This window comes from Pseudomonas sp. I2, from assembly GCF_040984075.1.
Taxonomy (GTDB): Bacteria; Pseudomonadota; Gammaproteobacteria; order Pseudomonadales; family Pseudomonadaceae; genus Aquipseudomonas; species Aquipseudomonas guariconensis_B.
In genome coordinates this window covers 194,624-216,496 of record NZ_JBCGFQ010000001.1, presented here as the reverse complement: position 1 = coordinate 216,496, position 21,873 = coordinate 194,624, and the positions used below count along the sequence as shown (strand labels likewise).

General features: G+C 65.4%; 21 protein-coding genes. 5 read left to right on the top strand and 16 right to left on the bottom strand.

Translation table 11 applies throughout. The features are described from left to right. Positions 1-153: 153 nt before the first annotated feature. From WCE05_RS00990 to yegQ, 3 genes are all read right to left on the bottom strand, one after another. Positions 154-591, bottom strand: a complete 438-nt coding sequence (locus WCE05_RS00990; RefSeq protein WP_225788467.1) for a YqaA family protein — start codon at positions 589-591, stop codon at positions 154-156. Continuing rightward, complete coding sequence (locus WCE05_RS00985; protein WP_225788466.1) at positions 591-1,019, bottom strand: DUF411 domain-containing protein; 429 nt, start codon at positions 1,017-1,019, stop codon at positions 591-593. Before WCE05_RS00985 ends, WCE05_RS00990 begins: the two co-directional genes overlap by 1 nt. Before the next feature lie 103 nt (positions 1,020-1,122). Beyond that, positions 1,123-2,457 (bottom strand): tRNA 5-hydroxyuridine modification protein YegQ, encoded by a 1,335-nt coding sequence (gene yegQ / locus WCE05_RS00980; protein WP_368815315.1) that lies wholly within the window; start codon positions 2,455-2,457, stop codon positions 1,123-1,125. Between the two features lie 133 nt (positions 2,458-2,590). Here yegQ and WCE05_RS00975 point away from each other — a divergent pair, with 133 nt between their 5' ends. Continuing rightward, entirely contained in the window at positions 2,591-3,655 is a 1,065-nt protein-coding gene (locus WCE05_RS00975; protein WP_225788464.1) for an AI-2E family transporter, read from the top strand. Between the two features lie 27 nt (positions 3,656-3,682). Here the strand turns inward: WCE05_RS00975 and WCE05_RS00970 are convergent, their stop codons facing one another. After that, complete coding sequence (locus WCE05_RS00970; protein WP_225788463.1) at positions 3,683-5,755, bottom strand: TonB-dependent receptor; 2,073 nt, start codon at positions 5,753-5,755, stop codon at positions 3,683-3,685. Positions 5,756-5,992: 237 nt separating this feature from the next. On the opposite strand from WCE05_RS00970, the gene WCE05_RS00965 reads away from it, so the two are divergent. From WCE05_RS00965 to WCE05_RS00955, 3 genes are read left to right on the top strand one after another with little or no spacing between them, the layout of a single operon-like run. Further along, positions 5,993-6,241, top strand: coding sequence for a helix-turn-helix domain-containing protein (locus WCE05_RS00965; protein ID WP_225788462.1), 249 nt, complete (start codon positions 5,993-5,995; stop codon positions 6,239-6,241). Positions 6,242-6,279: 38 nt separating this feature from the next. Then, positions 6,280-6,639 (top strand): head completion/stabilization protein, encoded by a 360-nt coding sequence (locus tag WCE05_RS00960; RefSeq protein ID WP_368815324.1) that lies wholly within the window; start codon positions 6,280-6,282, stop codon positions 6,637-6,639. Further along, a complete protein-coding gene (locus WCE05_RS00955) occupies positions 6,632-7,018 on the top strand; it encodes a hypothetical protein (protein WP_225788461.1) in 387 nt (128 codons plus the stop codon). The genes WCE05_RS00960 and WCE05_RS00955 overlap by 8 nt, the downstream gene beginning before the upstream one ends. 2 nt (positions 7,019-7,020) lie before the next feature. Here the strand turns inward: WCE05_RS00955 and WCE05_RS00950 are convergent, their stop codons facing one another. After that, on the bottom strand, positions 7,021-7,422 hold the full coding sequence (locus WCE05_RS00950) for a helix-turn-helix domain-containing protein (protein WP_225788460.1): 402 nt from the start codon (positions 7,420-7,422) through the stop codon (positions 7,021-7,023). A gap of 260 nt (positions 7,423-7,682) precedes the next feature. Here WCE05_RS00950 and WCE05_RS00945 point away from each other — a divergent pair, with 260 nt between their 5' ends. Continuing rightward, the gene (locus WCE05_RS00945; protein WP_368815314.1) at positions 7,683-7,973 is read left to right on the top strand and encodes an ogr/Delta-like zinc finger family protein; all 291 of its coding nucleotides are present in this window, start codon (positions 7,683-7,685) and stop codon (positions 7,971-7,973) included. 68 nt (positions 7,974-8,041) lie between these two features. Here the strand turns inward: WCE05_RS00945 and nuoN are convergent, their stop codons facing one another. From nuoN to nuoC, 11 genes are all read right to left on the bottom strand, one after another. Continuing rightward, on the bottom strand, positions 8,042-9,511 hold the full coding sequence (nuoN, locus tag WCE05_RS00940; protein WP_225788458.1) for an NADH-quinone oxidoreductase subunit NuoN: 1,470 nt from the start codon (positions 9,509-9,511) through the stop codon (positions 8,042-8,044). A 7-nt stretch (positions 9,512-9,518) separates the two neighbouring features. Next, complete coding sequence (nuoM, locus tag WCE05_RS00935; RefSeq protein WP_225788457.1) at positions 9,519-11,051, bottom strand: NADH-quinone oxidoreductase subunit M; 1,533 nt, start codon at positions 11,049-11,051, stop codon at positions 9,519-9,521. A 40-nt stretch (positions 11,052-11,091) separates the two neighbouring features. Further along, positions 11,092-12,945 (bottom strand): NADH-quinone oxidoreductase subunit L, encoded by a 1,854-nt coding sequence (nuoL, locus tag WCE05_RS00930; RefSeq protein WP_368815313.1) that lies wholly within the window; start codon positions 12,943-12,945, stop codon positions 11,092-11,094. Further along, positions 12,942-13,250, bottom strand: a complete 309-nt coding sequence (gene nuoK / locus WCE05_RS00925; protein ID WP_225788455.1) for an NADH-quinone oxidoreductase subunit NuoK — start codon at positions 13,248-13,250, stop codon at positions 12,942-12,944. The genes nuoL and nuoK overlap by 4 nt, the downstream gene beginning before the upstream one ends. A 3-nt stretch (positions 13,251-13,253) precedes the next feature. Next, positions 13,254-13,754: an NADH-quinone oxidoreductase subunit J gene (gene nuoJ, locus WCE05_RS00920; RefSeq protein ID WP_070571836.1), complete on the bottom strand. Its 501-nt coding sequence runs from the start codon at positions 13,752-13,754 to the stop codon at positions 13,254-13,256. 10 nt (positions 13,755-13,764) lie between these two features. Next, the gene (gene nuoI / locus WCE05_RS00915; RefSeq protein WP_225788454.1) at positions 13,765-14,313 is read right to left on the bottom strand and encodes an NADH-quinone oxidoreductase subunit NuoI; all 549 of its coding nucleotides are present in this window, start codon (positions 14,311-14,313) and stop codon (positions 13,765-13,767) included. Between the two features lie 11 nt (positions 14,314-14,324). Beyond that, positions 14,325-15,332: an NADH-quinone oxidoreductase subunit NuoH gene (gene nuoH / locus WCE05_RS00910; protein ID WP_225788453.1), complete on the bottom strand. Its 1,008-nt coding sequence runs from the start codon at positions 15,330-15,332 to the stop codon at positions 14,325-14,327. Next, the gene (nuoG, locus tag WCE05_RS00905) at positions 15,329-18,043 is read right to left on the bottom strand and encodes an NADH-quinone oxidoreductase subunit NuoG (RefSeq protein WP_225788452.1); all 2,715 of its coding nucleotides are present in this window, start codon (positions 18,041-18,043) and stop codon (positions 15,329-15,331) included. Before nuoG ends, nuoH begins: the two co-directional genes overlap by 4 nt. Positions 18,044-18,176: 133 nt before the next feature. Next, positions 18,177-19,541, bottom strand: a complete 1,365-nt coding sequence (nuoF, locus tag WCE05_RS00900) for an NADH-quinone oxidoreductase subunit NuoF (RefSeq protein ID WP_253081362.1) — start codon at positions 19,539-19,541, stop codon at positions 18,177-18,179. After that, positions 19,538-20,035 carry an NADH-quinone oxidoreductase subunit NuoE gene (gene nuoE / locus WCE05_RS00895; protein ID WP_225788450.1) on the bottom strand — a complete coding sequence of 166 codons (498 nt, stop codon included), beginning with the start codon at positions 20,033-20,035 and terminating at the stop codon, positions 19,538-19,540. The genes nuoF and nuoE overlap by 4 nt, the downstream gene beginning before the upstream one ends. Positions 20,036-20,037: 2 nt before the next feature. Then, entirely contained in the window at positions 20,038-21,819 is a 1,782-nt protein-coding gene (nuoC, locus tag WCE05_RS00890) for an NADH-quinone oxidoreductase subunit C/D (protein ID WP_225788449.1), read from the bottom strand. Positions 21,820-21,873 lie beyond the last annotated feature (54 nt).

Sequence of the window (21,873 nt, the reverse complement as noted above, 5' to 3'; positions counted from 1 at the left end):
TTACCATAGGTGGGCGATTCGGCGGCGATGGCCGTGCTGCCAACGAGGCAGGCCAAGGCCAGGGCGGTTGCGCGCAGCATGGGGGCACTCCGTGTAGGGCCATGTAGGAATAGGCGACTGTAGCAGTCTTGACCATCAGAAACAGCCAAGGTGTCACTGGCCTTGCAGCCAGCCCAGGGTGACCATGGCCAGTACCAGGTAACGCCCACCCTTGGCCAGGGTGACCAGCAGCACGAAGCGCCAGAAGGGTTCGCGCATGATCCCGGCGATCAGGGTCAGCGGATCGCCGATCACCGGCATCCAGCTCAACAGCAGCGACCACTGGCCCCAGCGCTGGTAACGCTGCTGCGCACGCTCCAGCTGAGTGGCGCTGAAGGGGAACCAACGACGGTCACGCAGGTGCTCGATGGCCCTGCCCAGCATCCAGTTGACGATCGAGCCCAGCACGTTGCCCAAGGTGGCGACCAGCAGCAGGGTGGCCAGGGCCTCGGGCTGGCGCAGCAACAGCCCCACCAGCACCGCCTCGGATTGCAGTGGCAGCAGGGTGGCGGCGCCGAAGGCGCTGAGAAACAGCGCCCAGAGGCTGAGCATCAATAGGTGGCCACCACTTCGTCCTTGCCGTCGTGGGTCAGGCCGATGACCTGGTAGGGATCCTTGTGGTCACCCATCTCCATGCCCGGCGAGCCCATGGGCATGCCCGGCACGGCGAGGCCCTTGAGGTCGTCGCGGCGGGCCAGCAAGCGCACCTGTTCGGCCGGCACGTGGCCCTCGATGAACTTGCCGTCGATCACGCCGGTGTGGCAGGAGGCCAGGCGTGGCGCGACGCCCAGGCGCTGCTTGACCGCGCTCATGTTCGGCTCGACATGGTCGTTGACGGTGAAGCCGTTGTCGCGCAGGTGGCTGATCCACAGCTTGCAGCAACCGCAGTTGGGGTCGCGGTAGACGTCGATGGTCTCGGCGGCCTGGGCCAGGCCGGTAAAGGCCAGCAGGCCGAGGGTGACCAGGTGTTTGCGCAGCATGATGGTGAAACTCCTTTGGAAAAGCGGGCGCTCAGGCGGATCAGGCCACTGTATCCTCGCTGTCAGCGCCTGTCAGCCAGGTGACGTGGACATGACAAGTCTGTCAGGCAGCCGTGTCGTCGCCTTCCAGGTCGCGTATCAGCAGGCCGTAGTCCAGCGGCACCTGCTCGGGGATCGGCAGGTAGACCACATGACCATCGCCAGGTGCCACCTGGATCGCCTGCTGCTGGCGACCGTGCAGGCGATGCAGGTCGAAGTGGTAGTTGCCCCGCGGGGTCATCAGCTCCAGGTGGTCGCCCACGGCGAAGCGGTTCTTCACCTGGACTTCCGCCAGGCCTTCCACCCGCCGGCCGGTCAGTTCGCCGACGAACTGCTGGCGCTCGGACACCGAGTTGCCGCGCTGGTAGTTCTGGTACTCGTCGTGCACGTGGCGCCGCAGGAAGCCTTCGGTGTAGCCGCGCTGGGCCAGGGACTCGAGGTTGTCCATCAGGCTACGGTCGAACGGGCGCCCCGCCACGGCGTCGTCGATCGCCTGGCGGTAGGCCTGCACGGCACGGGCGCAATAGAAGTGCGACTTGGTCCGGCCTTCGATCTTCAACGAGTGCACGCCCATGTGGGTCAGGCGCTCCACATGCTGGATGGCGCGCAGGTCCTTGGCGTTCATGATGTAGGTGCCGTGCTCGTCCTCGAAGGCAGGCATCGCCTCGCCAGGACGGTTGCCCTCCTGGAGCAGGAACACCTGGTCGGTCGGGGCACCGATACCCAGGGTCGGTTCGACCTCGCGGACGATGTCCCCGGTGATGTCCTGCGTGGCCTCGGTGGCCTGGTATTTCCAGCGGCAGGCATTGGTGCAGGTGCCCTGGTTGGCGTCGCGGCGGTTCAGGTAGCCAGACAGCAGACAGCGCCCGGAATAGGCCATGCACAGGGCGCCATGGACGAACACTTCCAGTTCCATGTCCGGAACCTGCTGGCGGATCTCTTCGATTTCCTCCAGCGACAGCTCGCGCGACAGGATCACCCGGCCCAGGCCCAGGCGCTTCCAGAACTCGACACTGGCCCAGTTCACCGTGTTGGCCTGCACCGACAGGTGGATGGGCATCTGCGGGAAGTGCTCGCGCACCAGCATGATCAGCCCGGGGTCGGACATGATCAGCGCGTCCGGCTCCATCTCGACCACCGGTGTCAAGTCCTTGAGGAAGGTCTTGAGCTTGGCGTTGTGCGGGGCGATGTTCACCACCACGTAGAAGCGCTTGCCCAGGGTATGGGCCTCCTGGATGCCCAGGGCCAGGTTGGCGTGGTCGAACTCATTGTTGCGCACCCGCAGGCTGTAGCGCGGCTGGCCGGCGTAGACCGCGTCGGCCCCATAGGCGAAGGCGTAGCGCAGGGTCTTGAGGGTGCCGGCGGGAGCCAGCAGTTCGGGCTTGGCGAGTGAGGTCATGTGCGCACCGGGGCAAAAGGCGCGGATGCTAAGGCCAGCGCCGCGTTGCGGCATTGACCTGGATCAAGCGGCCGGCGATGGCACTTTTGCCGATGCCCTGCGCACTAATGTCCAGGACAGTCGAGGAACCTCCATGAACCCTACCGCTTTGCAGAACAAGGCCCTGGCCGTGCTCCTGACGCTGGTGAGCGTCGCTTTCGCGTGGATCCTGCTGCCGTACTACGGGGCGATCTTCTGGGCGGTGATCCTCGGCATCCTGTTCGCGCCGTTGCAACGTAGCCTGCTGGTGCGTGTCGGCCGGCGACGCAACCTGGCCGCCGCCATCAGCCTGCTGATCTGCCTGCTGATCGCCATCCTGCCGGTGATCGTCATCAGCACCTTGCTGGTGCAGGAAGGCGCCGCGCTCTACCAACGCATCGAAAGCGGGCAACTGGACATCGCCGGCTACCTCGAACGGGGCAAGGACATGCTCCCGGCCTTCGCCCAGAACGGCCTGGACCACATGGGCCTGGGCAACCTGGACGGCCTGCGCGACAAGATCAGCAAGTGGGCGACCCAGGGCAGCCAGTTCCTCGCCAGCCAGGCCTTCAGCTTCGGCCAGGGGACCTTCGACTTCCTGGTGAGCTTCGGCATCATGCTCTACCTGCTGTTCTTCTTCCTGCGCGAAGGCGCGGACCTGGCGCGCAGGGTCCGTCTGGCCGTCCCCCTGCCGGAGCAGCAGAAGCGCCGCCTGCAACTGAAATTCAACCGGGTGGTGCGCGCCACGGTGAAGGGCAACCTGCTGGTGGCCATCACCCAGGGCGCCTTGGGCGGCTTCATCTTCTGGGTGCTGGGCATCCCCAGCGCGCTGGTCTGGGCCGTGCTGATGGCGTTCCTGTCATTGCTGCCGGCGGTGGGGGCGGGGATCGTCTGGGCGCCGGTGGCGCTGTACTTCCTGCTCACCGGAGCGATCTGGCAGGGCGTGGTGCTGACCGCCTTCGGCGTGCTGGTGATCGGCCTGGTGGACAATCTGCTGCGGCCGATCCTGGTGGGCAAGGACACCCGGATGCCCGACTACCTGATCCTGGTCTCCACCCTCGGCGGCCTGGCGGTGTTCGGGCTCAACGGCTTCGTCATCGGTCCGCTGATCGCCGCGTTGTTCATCTCCAGCTGGGCGATCTTCGCCGATACGAAGCCGCAGGTGCAGTTGCCTTCTTGAGCGCTGCGAAGCGACCCCAGGATCGGCCTAGCGGAAGCTGTACGAGACCCCTGCATACACCCCGAACCCTTCCCCCGGCGTCGAGCGAGCAATGTCCCGTCCGCCATCGTCGTACCCCGGCGTCACCGTCGCTGCATACCGCTTGTTGGTCAGGTTGCGCAGGTCCAGCCAGGTCTGCCAGTCCTGCTTCGGCGAGTTCCAGCCCAGGCGCGCACCGAGCAGGGCATAGGCGTCGGCAGGGTAGCTGTTGGCATAGTCGACCTGGACCTTCGAGGCCATCTGGGTATTGAGCCCGGCGTAGAAACCACTCGGCCAGTCGTAGCGCAGCTCGGCCTGGTAGTAGTGCATGGGAATGCCGGGCAGGCGGTTGTCGCCGAACGTGTCGTCGTCGCGGTAGTGGAAATCGCTGAAGGTGTAGGCCTGGCGCAAGGCCAGCCTTCCCGTGCCGGGGCGTTCCCAGAGCGTGCTGTCCAGGCTGGCCTCGACACCCTGGTGCACGGTGGCGCTGGCGTTGAACTCGGCCGCTGGGGTGCCGGGCACGATCTCCACCGCCAGCAGTTCATGGCGCACTTGCGAGTAGTACCAGGCCAGCTCCCAGCGGCCGAAGGCGGCATCGCCCCGGCCGCCCAGCTCCAGCGTGGTGGCGGTCTGGTTCTGCATTTCGATGGGCTGGATCTGCCCACCGCTCACGGCGGGCGCACTCCAGATCAGCGACCACGGATGTGGCGGCTCCACCGAACGGCTCAGGTTGCCATAGACCTGCACGTTCGGGGTGACGTCGTAGCGTAGCCCCAGGCGCGGTGCGTAGTCCCAGTCATGCTGGCTGACCTTGCCGCCTGCGGTAGGGTAGGTGACATCGCTTTCACGGCGGGTATAGATCATCGCCAGGCCTGTGGTCAGCCACAGGTTGGGAACCAGCTCCAGGTCATTGCCCACGTGCAGCACCGTGTCCGAGCCTTGGTAGCTGAAGTCGCGGGTGCGCTCACCGATGACGTCACGATTGCGCGCGAACTGCGAGGCACCGCTGTTGGGCAGGTGCTTGGTGGTGCGCCAACCGACGGTGGTCTTGCTCTCGTGGCCCCACAAGGTGTCGCGGCGCAAATAGTTCAGTGTCCCACTGACATCGGTATAGGCGACCTTCAGCCGCATCGGGCCTTCGCGCAGGTCCATCGGGTAGTCGTGATAGACCAGCCCGGTTTCCAGGCGAGCATCGTCGTCCAGGTAGAAGGTGGTCTTGTTGCCCACCCAGGTGCTGCCCGGTTGCGGGCGGCTGTCGTCGCGGGCCAGGTAGGCTGGGTTGGCATCGCGGGGGTGATGTTTGATCTGCTGCTTGGTCAGGCGCCCGGCCAGTTCGTTCTCGGTTTCCCGGTAGCGCAGGTAGAAGCGCGTCTCGAGGTTCGGATTGAACCGGTAGCCGACGTTGGCGGCGATGCCTTTGGCGCTGCCGCTGCTGTGCTCTTGGTAGCCGTCGTATTCCGCGTCGGTCAGGGCCACGTAGTAGTCGAGGTCGCCCAGCACCTGGCCGGAGCTGATGTGCCGGTGCTGGTAGCCCCGGCTGCCGACTTCATAGCGCAGTTGCAGCGGCGCGGCATCGTAGCCGGTATGGGTCACGTAGTTGATCGCGCCACCCAGGGCCAGGGCGCCCTGGTCGAAACCATTGGCGCCGCGCAGCACTTCGGCACGGCTGAGCCACAGCGGCTCGAACAGCTCGTAGGGCGTGCCACCAGGACCGGTCAGGGGCAGGCCGTCGAACATCGTGTAGACCCCGGAGCCGTGGGCGCCGGGAGCGCGATTGATGCCCGAGCCGCGGATCGACAGCTTGATGCCGTCGTTGCCTGCCGACTGGGCGAACACCCCGGGCTGGTAGGCCAGCACGTCCTGGTTGCTGGCGACGCGGCCCTGGCCTACCTGCTGCATGTCGACCAGATTGCTCGCCCCCGGCACCTCGTGCAGGCGTTGCGCCGCGGCCTCCAGCTCGCCCTGTCGCTGGTCTTCGATCAGTACCTGGCCGAGTTCCACCGGCGCCGCAGCCATTGTCGGTGTGGCGGCGCTGCTGACCAACAGGCCGAAAGCACAAGTGACAGGTGAAACGGGGCGCATCGTACGACTCCAGGTAGAAGGGGCGGCAGGCAATGGAGGTCAGACGCGCGAAAGGCCGCTCAGAGCACGTCCGGCAGCCGGGTGAAGATCCGGGGGCCGCAGGTATGACGTTTTTGTAGCGCGCCGCTTTACAAGGTGCGCTGCTGGAGCGGGGCCGCAGCGGCTTCGTAAGGTGCATGCACATCAACTGTGAACGGCCCTGCGGGCCCGTTTCGACTGTGCAAAGAGAGCGTTCCCATGCATTCCACAATCCCCTGCAAACCTGACCCCGATCACGAGCCACCCGTCCCGCTTACCCGCCGGGAAAGCCAGGTACTGCTCTGGTGTGCCTATGGCAAGACATCCTGGGAAATCGGCCAGATCCTCGGCTGCAAGGAGTCGACCGTGAACTTCCATATCGGCAACGTGCTGCGCAAGTTCGCGGTGAATACGCGCATCGCCGCGGTGATCAAGGCGATCCGCTACGGCATGTTGCAGGACCAGTGATGGGGGCCATCCTGATGAACTGTGTTTCACACTCCCCGATGCACGATGAGCCGACGCTGCCCGGGCGGCGCTACCTGGCGTGCCACGACCCTTTCTGGCCACGTATCGAGTTGCAGGCGCTGCGCCAACGGCTGCAACTGCCAGGGCATGTCAGCGATACGCAACTGGAGCTCGCCGCGTGGGAGGGGGTCGATATCGCTGCCCGGGAGTTCGCCACCTGGCGGCGCTGCTTGCGCGAGCGCGGCTACCGGCGCCTTGCCGACGTCTCGGGGCATGCCCATGGCCGGGCACTGTCGATCTGCTACCTGCGCCTGGTGGAAGCCGCTACCCGACGTGCACTGGTCCGCCATGCCAGGCCGGCGATCAACAGCAGGCAGTGTGAGGTGCCGTATGCATGAGGTCGTGGAGGCTGCCGCGTTGGCTTGGCGGCAGAGCCAGGTCAGTGGCGAGGCACTGGGGTTCGACAGCCAGGCCGTGTTCGGCGCACTGCTTGGCGCCTGGCTGGTCAGCAGCTCACGGCGCAGGCTCAAGGCCTGGGTCGTGATCGGCTCGCGCAGGCCATTGAAGGTATGGCAGCGGATGGTGACGCTGCTCTTGTCTGCGGGCGTGGGCTATCTCTTCACGCCGCTGATGCTGTCGCTGGTGCCTTTTTTATCCAGCGGCGTCGCGGCCTTCGTCGCGGCGGTGGTGGTGATCCCGATCAGCATCAAGGTCATGTTCTGGCTGGATGCGGCCGATCTCAAGGACATCGTCCAGCGCTGGCGACGGGGAGGGTAGCCCTATCGTCCGGCCAGGCGGTTGCTCAGCTCGTCCACACGTTGCTCCAATTGGTAGAGGCGCAACTTGTCCTCGACGTTGGCGCGGATGGCCTGCAGGTCGCCGGGCGACAGGCCCTGCAACTGCCTCATCAGGTCCGGCTCCCAGCCTGGCGCTGTGGTGGCATCCGAGGGGGCGGCTGGCGTGCGGGCCTGGGCACCTTCGCCCAGCAACAGCCAGTCGAGGGAAAGCCCGTGTGCCAGCGCCAGGTCTATGCATAACGCATAGGGAATGCGCTCGCGTACTTTCCAACTGCTCAATGTCTGCGGGCTCACGTCGAGGGCCTTGGCAAGCTCTGCGTCGGTGCTGGACCCCGTCATGAGCTTCAAGCGGCCCAGGATTGCAGGAAGGCATTTATTACTCATTATGAATATCCGTAGCGAGCCCTGATAAGATGCGTAGGAAATGAATACTCGATTTGAATATATTGGCAGGATCCCACTCAGCTTCGAATGGTACGCAATATGATAGCGACGAAAAATCCCACATTTGCATGGGCGCATGCCTACGAGAATTGCAGAATTGGCCTACAAGAGTCGGCCTGGGTAATGGACGTACGGGAGCGGGACTGCTCGACATCACCAGGCAGCCTCATGGCGTCCCGGATGTCCGGCAGGAGGTCGATGTGAGTAGCTACAAGCTGGTCTGCCCTCATTGCAACAGCCGAATGCACATTCGAACCAGCGAAGGGCGGCACGTCTTTCTCAGGGTCGCCTACCTGCAATGCATCAACGAAGCCTGTGGCTGGTCGGTACGTGCCCAGTTCGAGATGACCCATGAGCTATCCCCCAGCGGCATGCCGAACCCCGATGTGCACCTGCCCAGCGCCTATGGCGAACTGCGACGTGCCGCCCGTAATCCAGGCAGGGCAGGCAAGCCGAGCCGTGAGAGTGCCGAGACACCTGGCACGGTATGACATGCCTTTGTGGCCAGCCCATAAAAAAACACCCCGCATGAGCGGGGTGTCTTGTTTCTGCCAGGCGATCAGCCGACCAGTTGCAAGCCGGCTTGTTGCACCAGTTCCAGCAGTGGCTGCGGATACACGCCGAGGACGAAGGCGAGGATGGCGATGGCCAGCAGCATGACGCCGCCGGTGCGCTGTTCCCACTTCAGCGGGGCGTCGTGGCGACGCAGGTTCGGCTCGACCAGGTACAGGGTGACCATGACGCGCAGGTAGTAGTACACGCCGATGGCGCTACCGATCACCAGGGCGCCGACCAGCCACCACAGGTGCGACTCGACGCCGGTAGCGATGATGTAGAACTTGCCGATGAAGCCCGCGGTCAGCGGGATACCGGCCAGCGACAGCATCATCACGGTGAGCACCGCGGTCAGGTACGGACGGCGCCAGAACAGGCCACGGTACTCGTACAGGGCGTCGGCGTCACGGCCGCCGTAAGGCGAGGACATCAGGGTGATCACGCCGAAGGCGCCCAGGCTGGTGATCACGTAGGTGACCAGGTACACGCCGATGGCTTCGGTGGCCAGGCCCTTGCTCGCCACCAGGGCGATCACCAGGTAGCCGAAGTGGGCGATGGACGAGTAACCGAGCAGACGCTTGAGGTTGCTCTGGGTCAGCGCCAGCAGGTTGCCGATCAGGATCGAGGCGACCGCGATCACTGCCAGGACGGTGCTCAGCACGCCGCTGCTGGCAGCAGGGGAGAGCATGAACAGGCGTACCACCACGGCGAACACCGCGACCTTGCTGGCCGTGGCCAGGAACGCGGCGACCGGTGCCGGGGCGCCTTCGTAGACGTCCGGGGTCCACAGGTGGAAGGGCACCAGCGACAGCTTGAATGCCAGGCCGACCAGCATCATGCCCAGGCCCAGTTGGGCCAGCAGGCTCGGCATGCCGGTGCTGGCCAGGGCCTTGCCGATGCCGTCGAAGGTCAGGCTGCCGGCGTCGGCGTACAGCAGGGCCATGCCGAACAGCAGGAAGGCCGAACCCGCCGCCGAGAGCACCATGTACTTGATGCCGGCTTCCAGCGAGCGCTTGTTGAAGAAGGCATACGCCACCAGGCCGTAGACTGGGACTGACAGCAGCTCGAGGCCGATGAACAGGCCAGCCAGGTGGTTGGCGCTGACCAGCACCAGGCCACCCAGGGCAGACATCAGCAGCAGCAGGTACAGCTCTTCGCGGTTGCCTGGGTAGCCCTTTGAGCCCTCGCCCAGGTAGGCGTGGGCGAGGGTGACGCAGGCCAGCGTGGCCACCAGGACCAGCGCCATGTACAGGCAGGCGAACTTGTCGAAGGTGACCAGCGAGGTGACCGCCAGCGGCGCGACCTTCAACGCCGGGAGGATCGACAGCAGGGCCAGGTTCAGGCCCACGGTGGACAGCAGGAAGGTCTGCGAGTGGTTACGGCGCCAGGCGATGGCCAGCATCACCACCACCGTGGTGATGGTGGTGATCAGTATCGGCGCCAATGCGATGAAGTGTTGAGTGGTGAATTCCATAGCGCTCTTACCGGGCCGAAGCGAGTTGAGTGAAAGCGGAACCGAGCCACTGCTGCACACCGCTCATGGTGGCGGCAGAGGTATCCAGGAACGGCTGCGGGTACACGCCCAGCAGGACCAGCAGCACCGCCAGGCCCAGGACCATGACCAGTTCGCGGCCATCCATGCCGGCCAGCACGGCGTCGGTCTTGGCCGGGCCGAAGTAGGCTCGGTGGATCATGATCAGCGAGTACACGGAGCCGAAGACCAAGCCAGTGGTGGCGATCACGGCAATCCATGGCACGCTGGCGAAGCTGCCGATCAGGATCAGGAATTCGCCGACGAAGTTACCGGTGCCCGGCAGGCCCAGCGAGGCGGCGGCGAAGAACAGGCTGATCGCCGGCAGGTAGGCGATGCGGTGCCACAGGCCACCCATCTGGCGCATGTCGCGGGTGTGCAGGCGTTCGTACAGCTGGCCGGCGAGGATGAACAGCGCGGCGGCCGACAGGCCGTGGGCCAGCATCTGGATCACCGCGCCCTGCAGGGCCTGCTGGCTGCCGGAGTAGATGCCGATCAGCACGAAGCCCATGTGCGAGACGCTGGAGAAGGCGACCAGGCGCTTGATGTCGGTTTGCGCGAAGGCCAGGAAGGCACCGTAGAAGATACCGATCAGGCCCAGGGCCATGGCCACCGGCGCGAACTCGGCCGAGGCATTCGGGAACAGCGGCAGGGCGAAGCGCAGCAGGCCATAGGCCGCGGTCTTCAGCAGGATGCCCGCCAGGTCCACGGAGCCTGCGGTCGGCGCCTGGGCGTGGGCGTCAGGCAGCCAGGAGTGGAACGGCACCACCGGCAGCTTCACCGCGAAGGCGATGAAGAAGCCCAGCATCAGCAGGAACTCGGTGCCGGCCGGCATCTGCGCCTTGAGCAGGTCGCTGTAGTTGAAGGTGATGACGCCGGTGGCGTTGTAGTTGACCAGCACCAGGCCGAGGATCGCCACCAGCATGATCAGGCCGCTGGCCTGGGTGAAGATGAAGAACTTGGTCGCGGCGTAGATCCGGGTCTTCTTGCCGTCCGCGGAGCTGTGACCCCAGAGCGCGATGAGGAAGTACATCGGCACCAGCATCATTTCCCAGAAGAAGAAGAACAGGAACAGGTCCAGGGCCAGGAACACACCGACCACGCCACCGAGGATCCACATCAGGTTGAGGTGGAAGAAGCCGACATGGCGCTGGATCTCTTTCCAGGAGCACAGCACCGACAGTACGCCGAGCAGGCCGGTCAGCAGGATCATCAGCAGCGACAGGCCATCGAGGGCCAGGTGGATGCTGATGCCGAAGCGCTGGATCCACTGCAGCTTGTATTCCAGGGTCCAGGCCGGTTCCGCGCCCGGAGCCGGGGCCAGGGTGTAGTCGCCGTTGCCCCACAGCCACAGGCCGATACCGAGCAACAGGGACATGGTCAGCAGCGCGATCCAGCGAGGCAGGGTGGTGCCGAAGCGCTCACCCAGCCAGCACAGGAGGCCGCCGATGAAGGGGATCAGGATCAGCCAAGGCAGAATCATGACGGGTTCGTTTCCTTTCGCAAAGTCGCAAGGTTCATAGTCATACCGCAGCCATCAGCACGGCACCGAGCACGAGCACGGCACCCACGGCGATCGAGGCGGTGTACCAGCGCAGCTGGCCGGTCTCGGTCTTGCTCATGGCGATGTGACCGCCGCGTGCCATCCGAGGAATCAGGCCGATGCTGCGGTCAACCGGATCCTTGCGCAGGATGTGGCTGATCAGCAGGTAGGGTTTGACGAACAGCTTGTCGTAGATCCAGTCGAAGCCCCAGGCAGCGAACCACCAGGCCGACAGGACACGACCGATGCCGCTGCTGGCGATGGCGGTGACCAGGCGACGCTTGCCCAGGAACAGCACCGCCGCCAGCAGGATACCGGCGATGGCGATGGCGCCCGAGGCGATCTCCAGGCTGTGCTTGGCTTCGCCGCCGGCATGGCCGACGCTCTCAGGCAGCACGCCGGCCAGCGGCGGATGGATCCAGGCACCGATGAAGGTCGACAGCACGATCAGCACGCCCAGCGGCAGCCAGTGGGCGATGCCGTGGCCAGCGTGGGCTTCGGTCTTGGCTTCGCCGTGGAAGGCGATGAAGATCAGCCGGAAGGTGTACAGCGAGGTCATGAACGCACCGACCAAGCCGGCGTACAACAGGCCGGTGTGGCCGCTGGCGAAGGCTTCCCAGAGGATCTCGTCCTTGGAGTAGAAGCCGACGGTCAGGATCGGCAGGGCCGCCAGGGCGGCGCCACCGACCACGAAGCTGGCGTAGGCCAGCGGCAGTTTCTTCCACAGGCCGCCCATCTTGAAGATGTTCTGCTCGTGGTGGCAGGCATTGATCACCGCACCGGAGGCAAGGAACAGCAGGGCCTTGAAGAATGCGTGGGTCATCAGGTGGAAGATCGCCGCGTCCCAGGCACCCACGCCGAGCGCCAGGAACATGTAGCCGATCTGGCTCATGGTCGAGTAGGCGAGGATACGCTTGATGTCGGTTTGTACCAGGGCGGCGAAGCCGGCCAGGACCAGGGTCACGCCACCGACGATGCCGACCAGGTGCAGGATGTCCGGCGCCAGGGCGAACAGGCCGTGGGTACGGGCGATCAGGTAGACGCCCGCGGTCACCATGGTCGCGGCGTGGATCAGCGCCGAGACCGGGGTCGGGCCGGCCATCGCGTCGGCGAGCCAGGTCTGCAGCGGCAGCTGGGCCGACTTGCCGACCGCACCGCCGAGCAGCATCAGGGTCGCCAGGACCATCCAGGTGTCGCCAGCCTGGAACTTCTGCGGTGCCAGCACCAGCAGCTCCTGGACGTTCAGCGTACCCAGCTGGACGAACAGGATGAACAGGCCGATGGCCATGAACACGTCGCCGACACGGGTGACGATGAAGGCCTTCAGGGCTGCGTTGCCGTTGTTGCGGTTGCTGTAGTAGAAACCGATCAACAGGTACGAGCACAGGCCCACGCCTTCCCAACCGAAGTAGATGAACAGCAGGTTGTCGCCCAGCACCAGGAACAGCATGCTGGCGATGAACAGGTTGGTGTAGGCGAAGAACCGCGAATAGCCGGCTTCACCGCGCATGTACCAAGAGGCGAACAGGTGGATCAGGAAGCCGACGCCGGTGACCACGCCGAGCATGGTGACCGACAGGCCGTCCAGGTACAGGGTGAAGTTCGGCGCGAAGCCGTCCACCGACATCCACTGCCACAGCAGCTGGCTGTACGCGCCACCTTCAGGCGGTGCGACGTTGAACTGCCAGATCACGTAGGCGGCCACCGCGGCCGAGAGGCCGACGGAGCCGACGCCGATCAGCGCGGACAGGTTCTCCGAGAACCGACCGCGGGAGAACGACAGCAGCAGGAAGCCGATCAGGGGAAAGACGAAAGTCAGGAAGAGAAGGTTCATCCGCGCATCTCACTGGCAGCATCGATGTCGAGAGTGTGGAAGCGGCGATACAGCTGCAGCAGGATCGCCAGGCCAATGCTGGCCTCGGCCGCCGCCAGGCTGATCACCAGGATGAACATCACCTGTCCATCCGGTTGCACCCAGCGGCTGCCGGCGACGATGAACGCCAGGGCAGAGGCGTTCATCATGACTTCCAGGCTCATGAGTACGAAGAGAATGTTGCGCCGGACCATCAGGCCGACCAGACCGAGGCAGAACAGGATGCCGGCGACTGCCAGACCGTGCTCGAGAGGGATAGCAGGCATGATTTACTCCTTCGCCTCGTTGCGGCCCAGGTGGAAGGCCGTGACGGCTGCGGCGAGCAGCAGCATCGAGGCCAGTTCGACCACCAGCAGGTAAGGACCGAACAGGCTGATGCCGACGGTCTTGGCGTCCACGGTGGTACCGCTGATGGCCGCGCCGCTCGGCTCGGCGAACAGCACGTAGAGCAGCTCCAGCAGCAGCAGGGCGGCCAGGAATACCGGCCCGGCCCAGATGCCTGGCTTGAGCCAGCCGCGTTCCTGGGCGACCGAGGCCGGCCCGAGGTTGAGCATCATCACCACGAAGACGAACAGCACCATGATGGCGCCAGCGTAGGCGATCACTTCCAGGGCGCCGGCGAACGGTGCACCCAGGGAGAAGAAGATCATCGCCACGGAGATCAGGGAAATGATCAGGTAGAGCAGGGCGTGCACGGGGTTGGTGCCGGTCACCACCCGAAGGGTGGAGACCACGGCGATCCCGGATGCGAAGTAGAAAGCGAATTCCATCTTTCTGTCCTTATGGGAGCAAGCTCTTCACGTTGATCGGCTCGGCTTCGTTCTGCGCGGCGCCTTTCGGCTTGCCGGCGATGGCCATGCCCGCAACACGGTAGAAGTTGTAGTCAGGGTTCTTGCCGGGGCCGGAGATCAGGAGGTCTTCCTTCTCGTACACCAGGTCCTGACGCTTGAACTCGGCCATTTCGAAATCCGGGGTCAGCTGGATCGCGGTGGTCGGGCACGCTTCCTCGCACAGGCCGCAGAAGATGCAGCGCGAGAAGTTGATGCGGAAGAACTCCGGATACCAGCGGCCGTCCTCGGTCTCGGCCTTCTGCAGCGAGATGCAGCCGACCGGGCAGGCCACCGCGCAGAGGTTGCACGCCACGCAGCGCTCCTCGCCGTCGGGGTCGCGGGTCAGGACGATGCGGCCACGGTAGCGCGGCGGCAGGTACACAGGTTCTTCGGGGTACTGCAGGGTGTCGCGCTTGCGGAACCCGTGGGAAAATATCATCGCCAGGCTGCGCAGCTGGGTGCCGGTGCCCTTAACGATATCGCCGATATATTTGAACATGGGTCAAATCCTCACTGGGCCGCGACGGCTGGCGTGTTGTAGAGCACGATCGCAGCGGTCACCAGCAAATTGATCAGGGTCAGCGGCAGGCAGAACTTCCAGCTGAAGTCCATCACCTGGTCATAGCGTGGGCGCGGGATCGAGGCGCGCAGCAGGATGAACAGCATGATGAAGAACGCGGTCTTGAGCGCGAACCACAGGAACGGTACCTGTGGCAGCAGGCCGAACGGGCCGTGCCAGCCGCCGAAGAACAGGGTCACCAGCAGCGCCGAGATCAGGATGATGCCGATGTACTCGCCGACGAAGAACATGCCCCACTTCATGCCGGCATACTCGATGTGGTAGCCGTCGGCCAGTTCCTGTTCCGCTTCCGGCTGGTCGAACGGGTGACGGTGGGTCACGGCGACGCCAGCGATGAAGAAGGTGCAGAAGCCGAAGAACTGCGGAATGATGAACCACAGGTTCTGCGCCTGGTAGTCGACGATGTCGCGCATGTTGAACGAACCGGCCTGAACCACCACGCCCATCAGCGCCAGGCCCAGGAACACTTCGTACGATACGGTCTGCGCCGAGGCCCGCAGGCTGCCGAGCAGGGCGTACTTGTTGTTCGACGACCAGCCGGCGAACAGCACCGCGTAGACCGAAAGGCCGGCCATGGCGAAGAAGAACAGCAAGCCGATGTTCAGGTCGGCAACGCCCCAGGTGGGGGTGATCGGGATGATCACGAAGGCGATCAGCAGGGCGCTCATGGCCACCACGGGCGCCAGGGTGAAGATCATGCGATCGACGAAGGGCGGGTTCCAGTCTTCCTTGAAGAACATCTTCAGCATGTCGGCGGCGATCTGGAACATGCCGAACGGGCCGACGCGGTTCGGACCGTAGCGGTCCTGCCACCAGCCCAGCAGGCGGCGCTCGACGAAGCTGAGCAGCGCGCCGCAGACCACCACCGCCAGCAGGACCACGATGGCCCTGACGACGGAGAGGATCACTTCGATCACTTCGGGGGTGAACCAGCTCATTGTGCTGCCTCCTGCAGGCCTTCGACGGTTGCGCCGAAGATCGCTGGCGGAATACCGGCCAGGCCTTTCGGCAGGGCGACCAGGCCTGCGCCCAGCTGTTCATTGACACGCAGCGGCAGGCGCAGCGACTGGCCCGCCACGTTCAGGCTGAGCAGGGCGCCGTCGTTGACGCCCAGGCGGTCGGCCTCGGACTTGGCCAGGGCCACGTAGGCGGCCGGAATGCGCTCCTGCACCGGGGCGGCACGCGACGAGTTCTCCTCGCTGCCGAACAGGTGGTAGAAGGGCACGGCCTGCCAGGTGCCACGGGCCGGGTTGAAGGCGCCCGGGATGGCGGTGAACCAGTTCAGGCGATCGCCTTGAGACTCGATCAGGCGGATACCTGGGTCGCCCGCGCGCAGGTGACCACCGACCTCGTCCTGGAACTTGTTCCAGGCCTGCGGCGAGTTCCAGCCCGGCGACCAGGCGAACGGCACCTGCTGGCGCGGCTCGGCGCTGCCCGAGTAGCCTTCCATGGAGAAGGCGAAGGCGCTGTCCTTGTCTTGCGGGGTGCGTGGCTCATGCACGCTGATGTTGGCGCGCATCGCGGTACGGCCGGAGTAGCGCAACGGCTCGCGCGCCAGCTTCAGGCCCTTGATGCGGAACGCGGCGCTCGGCGCGGCATTGACGATGCCGGCCAGTTGCGGTGCGGCTTCGGCGCAGGCGCTGGTGACGTGGTCCAGCTGGGTCCAGTCGACCGGCTTGTTCAGCAGGGTGGCACGCAGGGCGTGCATCCAGCGCCAGCCTTCGTGGATCAGGATGCTGCTGTCCAGGTACTGCGGGTCGAATACCTGGAAGAAGCGCTGGGCACGGCCTTCCTGGCTGACCAGGGTGCCGTCGCCTTCGGCGAAGGAGGCAGCTGGCAGCACCAGGTGGGCGCGAGCGGTGGTGGCAGTCTTGGAGTGGTCGGCGACGATCACCACCTTGGCCGCGGCCAGGGCCGCATCGACCTTGGCGGCCGGCACCCGGGCGTACAGGTCGTTCTCCAGTACCACGATGGCGTCGGCCTTGCCGCTGATCACCGCGTCCAGCGCGGCGTCCACGGACTCGCCGCCCATCATGGCCATGCCCAGGCTGTTGGCTTCGGGCACCACCAGGCTCAGCGAACCGTTCTTCTCGCGCAGCTTCAGGGCCTTGGCGATGTTGGCGGCGGCCTCGATCAGCGCCGGGTCGGCCAGCGACGTACCGGCCACGACCAGCGGACGCTGGGCGGCGACCAGGGCATCGGCGATACGCTGGGCCAGGGCCTTGGCTTCGCTGTCCAGGCCCTCGACGGCCGGAGCGCTCGGGTCGATGGCGTGGGCCACGGCGAAGCCCAGGCGGGCGAGGTCGGCCGGGGCTGCGTGGACGCATTCCTCGGCGACGTCGTCGAGCTTGGTCTCGGCCAGGCTGGCGATGAACAGCGGGTACAGGGCGTGCTGGCCGATGTTCTTCACCGCGGCGTCGAGCCACGGCTGGACCTTCATGGCGTCGGCCATGGCCTCGGCCTTGCCCTTGGTGGCCTGGCGCACGGCCAGGGCGACACGGGCGGCGGTCTGGGTCAGGTCCTCGCCGAGGACGAACACGGCATCGTGGTCCTCGATCTCGCGCAGGGTCGGCACGGGCAGCGGGCTGTCGTTCAGCACGTTCAGGGCCAGGCGCACGCGGGCCAGCTCACCGGCCTCCATGCCCGAGTAGAAGTACTCGGCACCGACCAGCTCGCGCAGGCCGTAGTTGCTCTCCAGGCTCGCGCGCGGCGAGCCGATGCCGACGATGGTGCGGCCGCGCAGCAGGTCGGCAGCCTTGTCCAGGGCGGCGTCCAGGCCCAGCTTGGTACCGTCGGCGAGCATCGGCTGGCGCGGACGGTCCTTGCGGTTGACGTAGCCATAGCCGAAGCGGCCACGGTCGCACAGGAAGTACTGGTTGACCGAGCCGTTGAAGCGGTTCTCGATACGGCGCAGTTCGCCGTAGCGCTCGCCGGGGCTGATGTTGCAGCCGCTGGAGCAGCCGTGGCAGATGCTCGGGGCGAACTGCATGTCCCACTTGCGGTTGTAGCGCTCGGAGTGGGTCTTGTCGGTGAACACACCGGTCGGGCAGACCTCGGTCAGGTTGCCGGAGAACTCGCTCTCCAGCACGCCGTCCTCGACGCGACCGAAGTACACGTTGTCGTGGGCGCCGTAGACACCCAGGTCGGTGCCGCCGGCATAGTCCTTGTAGTAGCGCACGCAGCGGTAGCAGGCAATGCAGCGGTTCATCTCATGGGCGATGAACGGGCCGAGGTCCTGGTTCTGGTGAGTACGCTTGGTGAAACGGTAGCGGCGCTCGTTGTGGCCGGTCATTACCGTCATGTCCTGCAGGTGGCAGTGACCGCCTTCCTCGCACACCGGGCAGTCGTGCGGGTGGTTGGTCATCAGCCATTCGACGACGCTGGCGCGAAACGCCTTGGACTCTTCATCGTCGATGGAGATCCAGGTGCCGTCGGAGGCAGGGGTCATGCAGGACATGACGATACGACCACGGGTGTCGTTCTCGTCGGTGTACTGCTTGACCGCGCACTGCCGGCAGGCACCGACGCTACCGAGCGCCGGGTGCCAGCAGAAATAGGGGATGTCGAGGCCGAGTGACAGACAGGCCTGTAACAGGTTGTCCGCACCGTTGACTTCGAGCGCTTTGCCGTCTACGTGGATAGTGGCCATGGTTCAAAGTTCTTCGTTGGCCCGCGTGAGCAGGCGTGGCTAATGGAAATCGGTGTGCCTGCGGCTCGCGCGGTGAGGGCCGGGCGAGCCTGCGAGGCCGGCGGGTGGCACGGACCACCCGCGCTTCATCTTGTTATGCGCCGACCACGATCGGCTTGGCCAGGTTCGGGCGCAGGGCCTCGCTGCCCGTGTGGGCGGCGACGCCGGCCTCGAACTCCGACCGGAAATACTTGATGGCACTGCCCAGCGGCTCGACGGCGCCCGGGGCGTGGGCGCAGAAGGTGCGGCCGGGGCCGAGGAAGTTGACCAGGCCCAGCAGGGTCTCGATGTCTTCCGGTTTGCCTTGGCCCTTCTCCAGGGCGCGGAGCATCTTCACGCTCCAGGGCAGGCCGTCGCGGCACGGGGTGCACCAGCCGCAGGACTCGCGGGCGAAGAACTCCTCCATGTTGCGCAGCAGCGACACCATGTTGATGCTGTCGTCCACCGCCATGGCCAGGCCTGTGCCCATGCGCGTACCGACCTTGGCGATGCCGCCGGCGTACATTTGCGCATCCAGGTGTTCGGGCAGCAGGAAGCCGGTACCGGCGCCGCCTGGCTGCCAGCACTTGAGCTTGTAGCCGTCGCGCATGCCACCGGCATAGTCCTCGAACAGCTCGCGGGCGGTGACGCCGAACGGCAGCTCCCACAGGCCCGGGTTCTTCACCTTGCCGGAGAAGCCCATCAGCTTGGTGCCGTGGTCCTCGCTGCCTTCGCGGGCCAGCGACTTGTACCAGTCGACGCCGTTGCCAACGATGGCTGGCACGTTGCACAGGGTCTCGACGTTGTTGACGCAGGTCGGCTTGCCCCACACGCCGACGGCGGCAGGGAAGGGCGGCTTGGAGCGCGGGTTGGCGCGGCGGCCTTCCAGGGAGTTGATCAGTGCGGTCTCTTCACCGCAGATGTAGCGCCCGGCACCGGTGTGCACGAACAGCTCGAAGTCGAAGCCCGAACCGAGGATGTTCTTGCCCAAGAGGCCCGCGGCCTTGGCTTCGTCGATGGCGCGGTTGAGGTGCTTCGCCGCGGTGGTGTACTCGCCGCGCAGGAAGATGTAGCCGCGGTAGGCCTTCAGGGCGCGGGCGCTGATCAGCATGCCTTCGACCAGCAGATGGGGCTGTTGCTCCATCAGCATGCGGTCCTTCCAGGTGTTGGGCTCCATCTCGTCCGCGTTGCACAGCAGGTAGCGGATGTTCAAGGACTCGTCCTTGGGCATCAGGCCCCACTTCACGCCGGTGGGGAAGCCCGCGCCGCCACGGCCCTTGAGGCCGGAATCCTTGACGGTCTGGACGATGTCGTCCTGGGACATTTCGGCCAACGCCTTGCGGGCGGCGGCATAGCCGTTCTTGGCCTGGTACTCGTCGAGCCACACCGGCTCGCCGTCGTCGCGCAGGCGCCAGGTCAGCGGATGGGTTTCGGCCGAACGCGCGATGCGGTTGGCCGGGCCGAAGGAAGTGATGGTCATGCGTAGCCCTCCAGCAGCTTGGCAACGCCGGCAGGTTGCACGTCGCCAAAGGTGTCGTCGTCGATCATCAGGGCCGGGGCCTTGTCGCAGTTGCCCAGGCAGCAGACCGGCAGCAGGGTGAAGCGGCCGTCCGGGGTGGTCTGGCCGAGGCCGATGCCCAGTTCGCTCTGGATCTGGCTGACCACCGACTCATGGCCGCCGATGTAGCAGACCATGCTGTCGCAGACGCGGATGATGTGACGGCCGACCGGCTGGCGGAAGATCTGGCTGTAGAAGGTGGCCACGCCCTCGACGTCGCTGGCGGGGATGCCGAGGACTTCGCCGATGGCGTAGATGGCGCCGTCCGGCACCCAGCCGCGTTCCTTCTGGACGATCTTCAGGGCTTCGATGGACGCCGCGCGCGGGTCCTCGTAGTGGTGCATCTCGTGCTCGATGGCCGAGCGCTCGGTTTCGCTCAGGACGAAACGGTCGGTTTGGATAAGCGTGCTGTTCATGCTTAGCGGTCCACGTCAGCCATAACGAAGTCGATACTGCCCAGGTACGCGATGAGGTCGGCGACCATGCTGCCGCGGATCACCGAAGGGATCTGCTGCAGGTGCGCGTAGCTCGGGGTGCGGATCCGGGTGCGGTAGCTCATGGTGCCGCCATCGCTCGTCAGGTAGTAACTGTTGATGCCCTTGGTCGCCTCGATCATCTGGAACGACTCGTTGGCCGGCATGACCGGGCCCCACGAGACTTGCAGGAAGTGCGTGATCAGGGTCTCGATGTGCTGCAGGGTGCGCTCTTTCGGTGGCGGCGTGGTCAGCGGGTGATCCGCCTTGTACGGGCCTTCCGGCATGTTGCGCAGGCACTGGTCGATGATGCGGATGCTCTGGCGCATCTCCTCGACGCGGACCATGCAGCGATCGTAGGCATCGCCGTTGTGGGCCAGCGGGACTTCGAACTCGAAATTCTCGTAGCCGGAGTAGGGGCGCGCCTTGCGCAGGTCGAAGTCGCAACCGGTGGACCGCAGGCCGGCGCCGGTGGTGCCCCACTCCAGGGCTTCCTTGGTGTTGTAGGCGGCAACGCCGATGGTCCGGCCGCGCAGGATGCTGTTCTGCAGGGCGGCCTTTTCGTATTCGTCCAGGCGCTTGGGCAGCCAGTCGACGAAGTCCTTGACCAGCTTGTCCCAGCCGCGTGGCAGGTCGTGGGCGACACCGCCGATGCGGTACCAGGCCGGGTGCAGGCGGAAACCGGTGATCGCCTCGATCACGGTGTAGGCGCGCTGGCGGTCGGTGAAGGTGAAGAACACCGGGGTCATGGCGCCGACGTCCTGGATGTAGGTACCCAGGAACAGCAGGTGGCTGGTGATCCGGAAGAACTCGGCCAGCATCACGCGGATGGTGTCGACCTTCTCCGGCACCTTGATGCCGGCCAGCTTCTCGACGGCCAGTACGTACGGCAGGTTGTTCATCACCCCGCCGAGGTAGTCGATACGGTCGGTGTAGGGGATGAAGCTGTGCCAGGACTGGCGTTCGGCCATCTTCTCGGCGCCACGGTGGTGGTAGCCGATGTCCGGGACGCAGTCGACGATCTCTTCGCCGTCCAGCTGCAGGACGATACGGAAGGCACCGTGGGCGGATGGGTGGTTGGGGCCGAGGTTGAGGAACATGTAGTCCTCGTGGGTACCGTGGCGTTTCATGCCCCAGGCTTCGGGGTTGAAGCGTGCCGATTCCTCTTCGAGCTGCTGCTTGGCCAGGTTCAGGCTGTACGGGTCGAACTCGGTGGCGCGCGCCGGGAAGTCCTTGCGCAGCGGGTGGCCTTCCCAGGTCGGCGGCATGAGGATGCGCGACAGGTGCGGGTGGCCGGCGAAGTCGATGCCGAACATGTCCCAGACTTCGCGCTCGTACCAGTTGGCGTTGGGCCAGATGCTGGTGACCGACGGCAGGTTCAGGTCGCCCTCGCTGAGCGAAACCTTGATCATCACGTCGCTGTTACGCTCGACCGACAGCAGGTGGTAGAACACGCTGAAGTCGGCGGCCGGCAGGCCACGGCGCTGGGTGCGCAGGCGTTCGTCGACGCCATGCAGGTCGTACAGCATGCTGTACGGCTTGGCGACGTTGCGCAGGAAGCTGAGGACGTCTTTGAGCTGGGCGCGGTTCACCCACAGGACCGGCATGCCGGTGCGGGTTTCCTGGGCGACGAATGCCTCGGCGCCAAAACGATTGTGCAGTTCGACGACCACATCCTGGTCGTCAGCCTTGTAAGGCGGAATATAAATAGCGGTGTCCGCTGTCATGGTCTCGGTCGCTTTGAGTCAACGTAGAGAATGAAGCCAGGCCGCCGGCTCCTT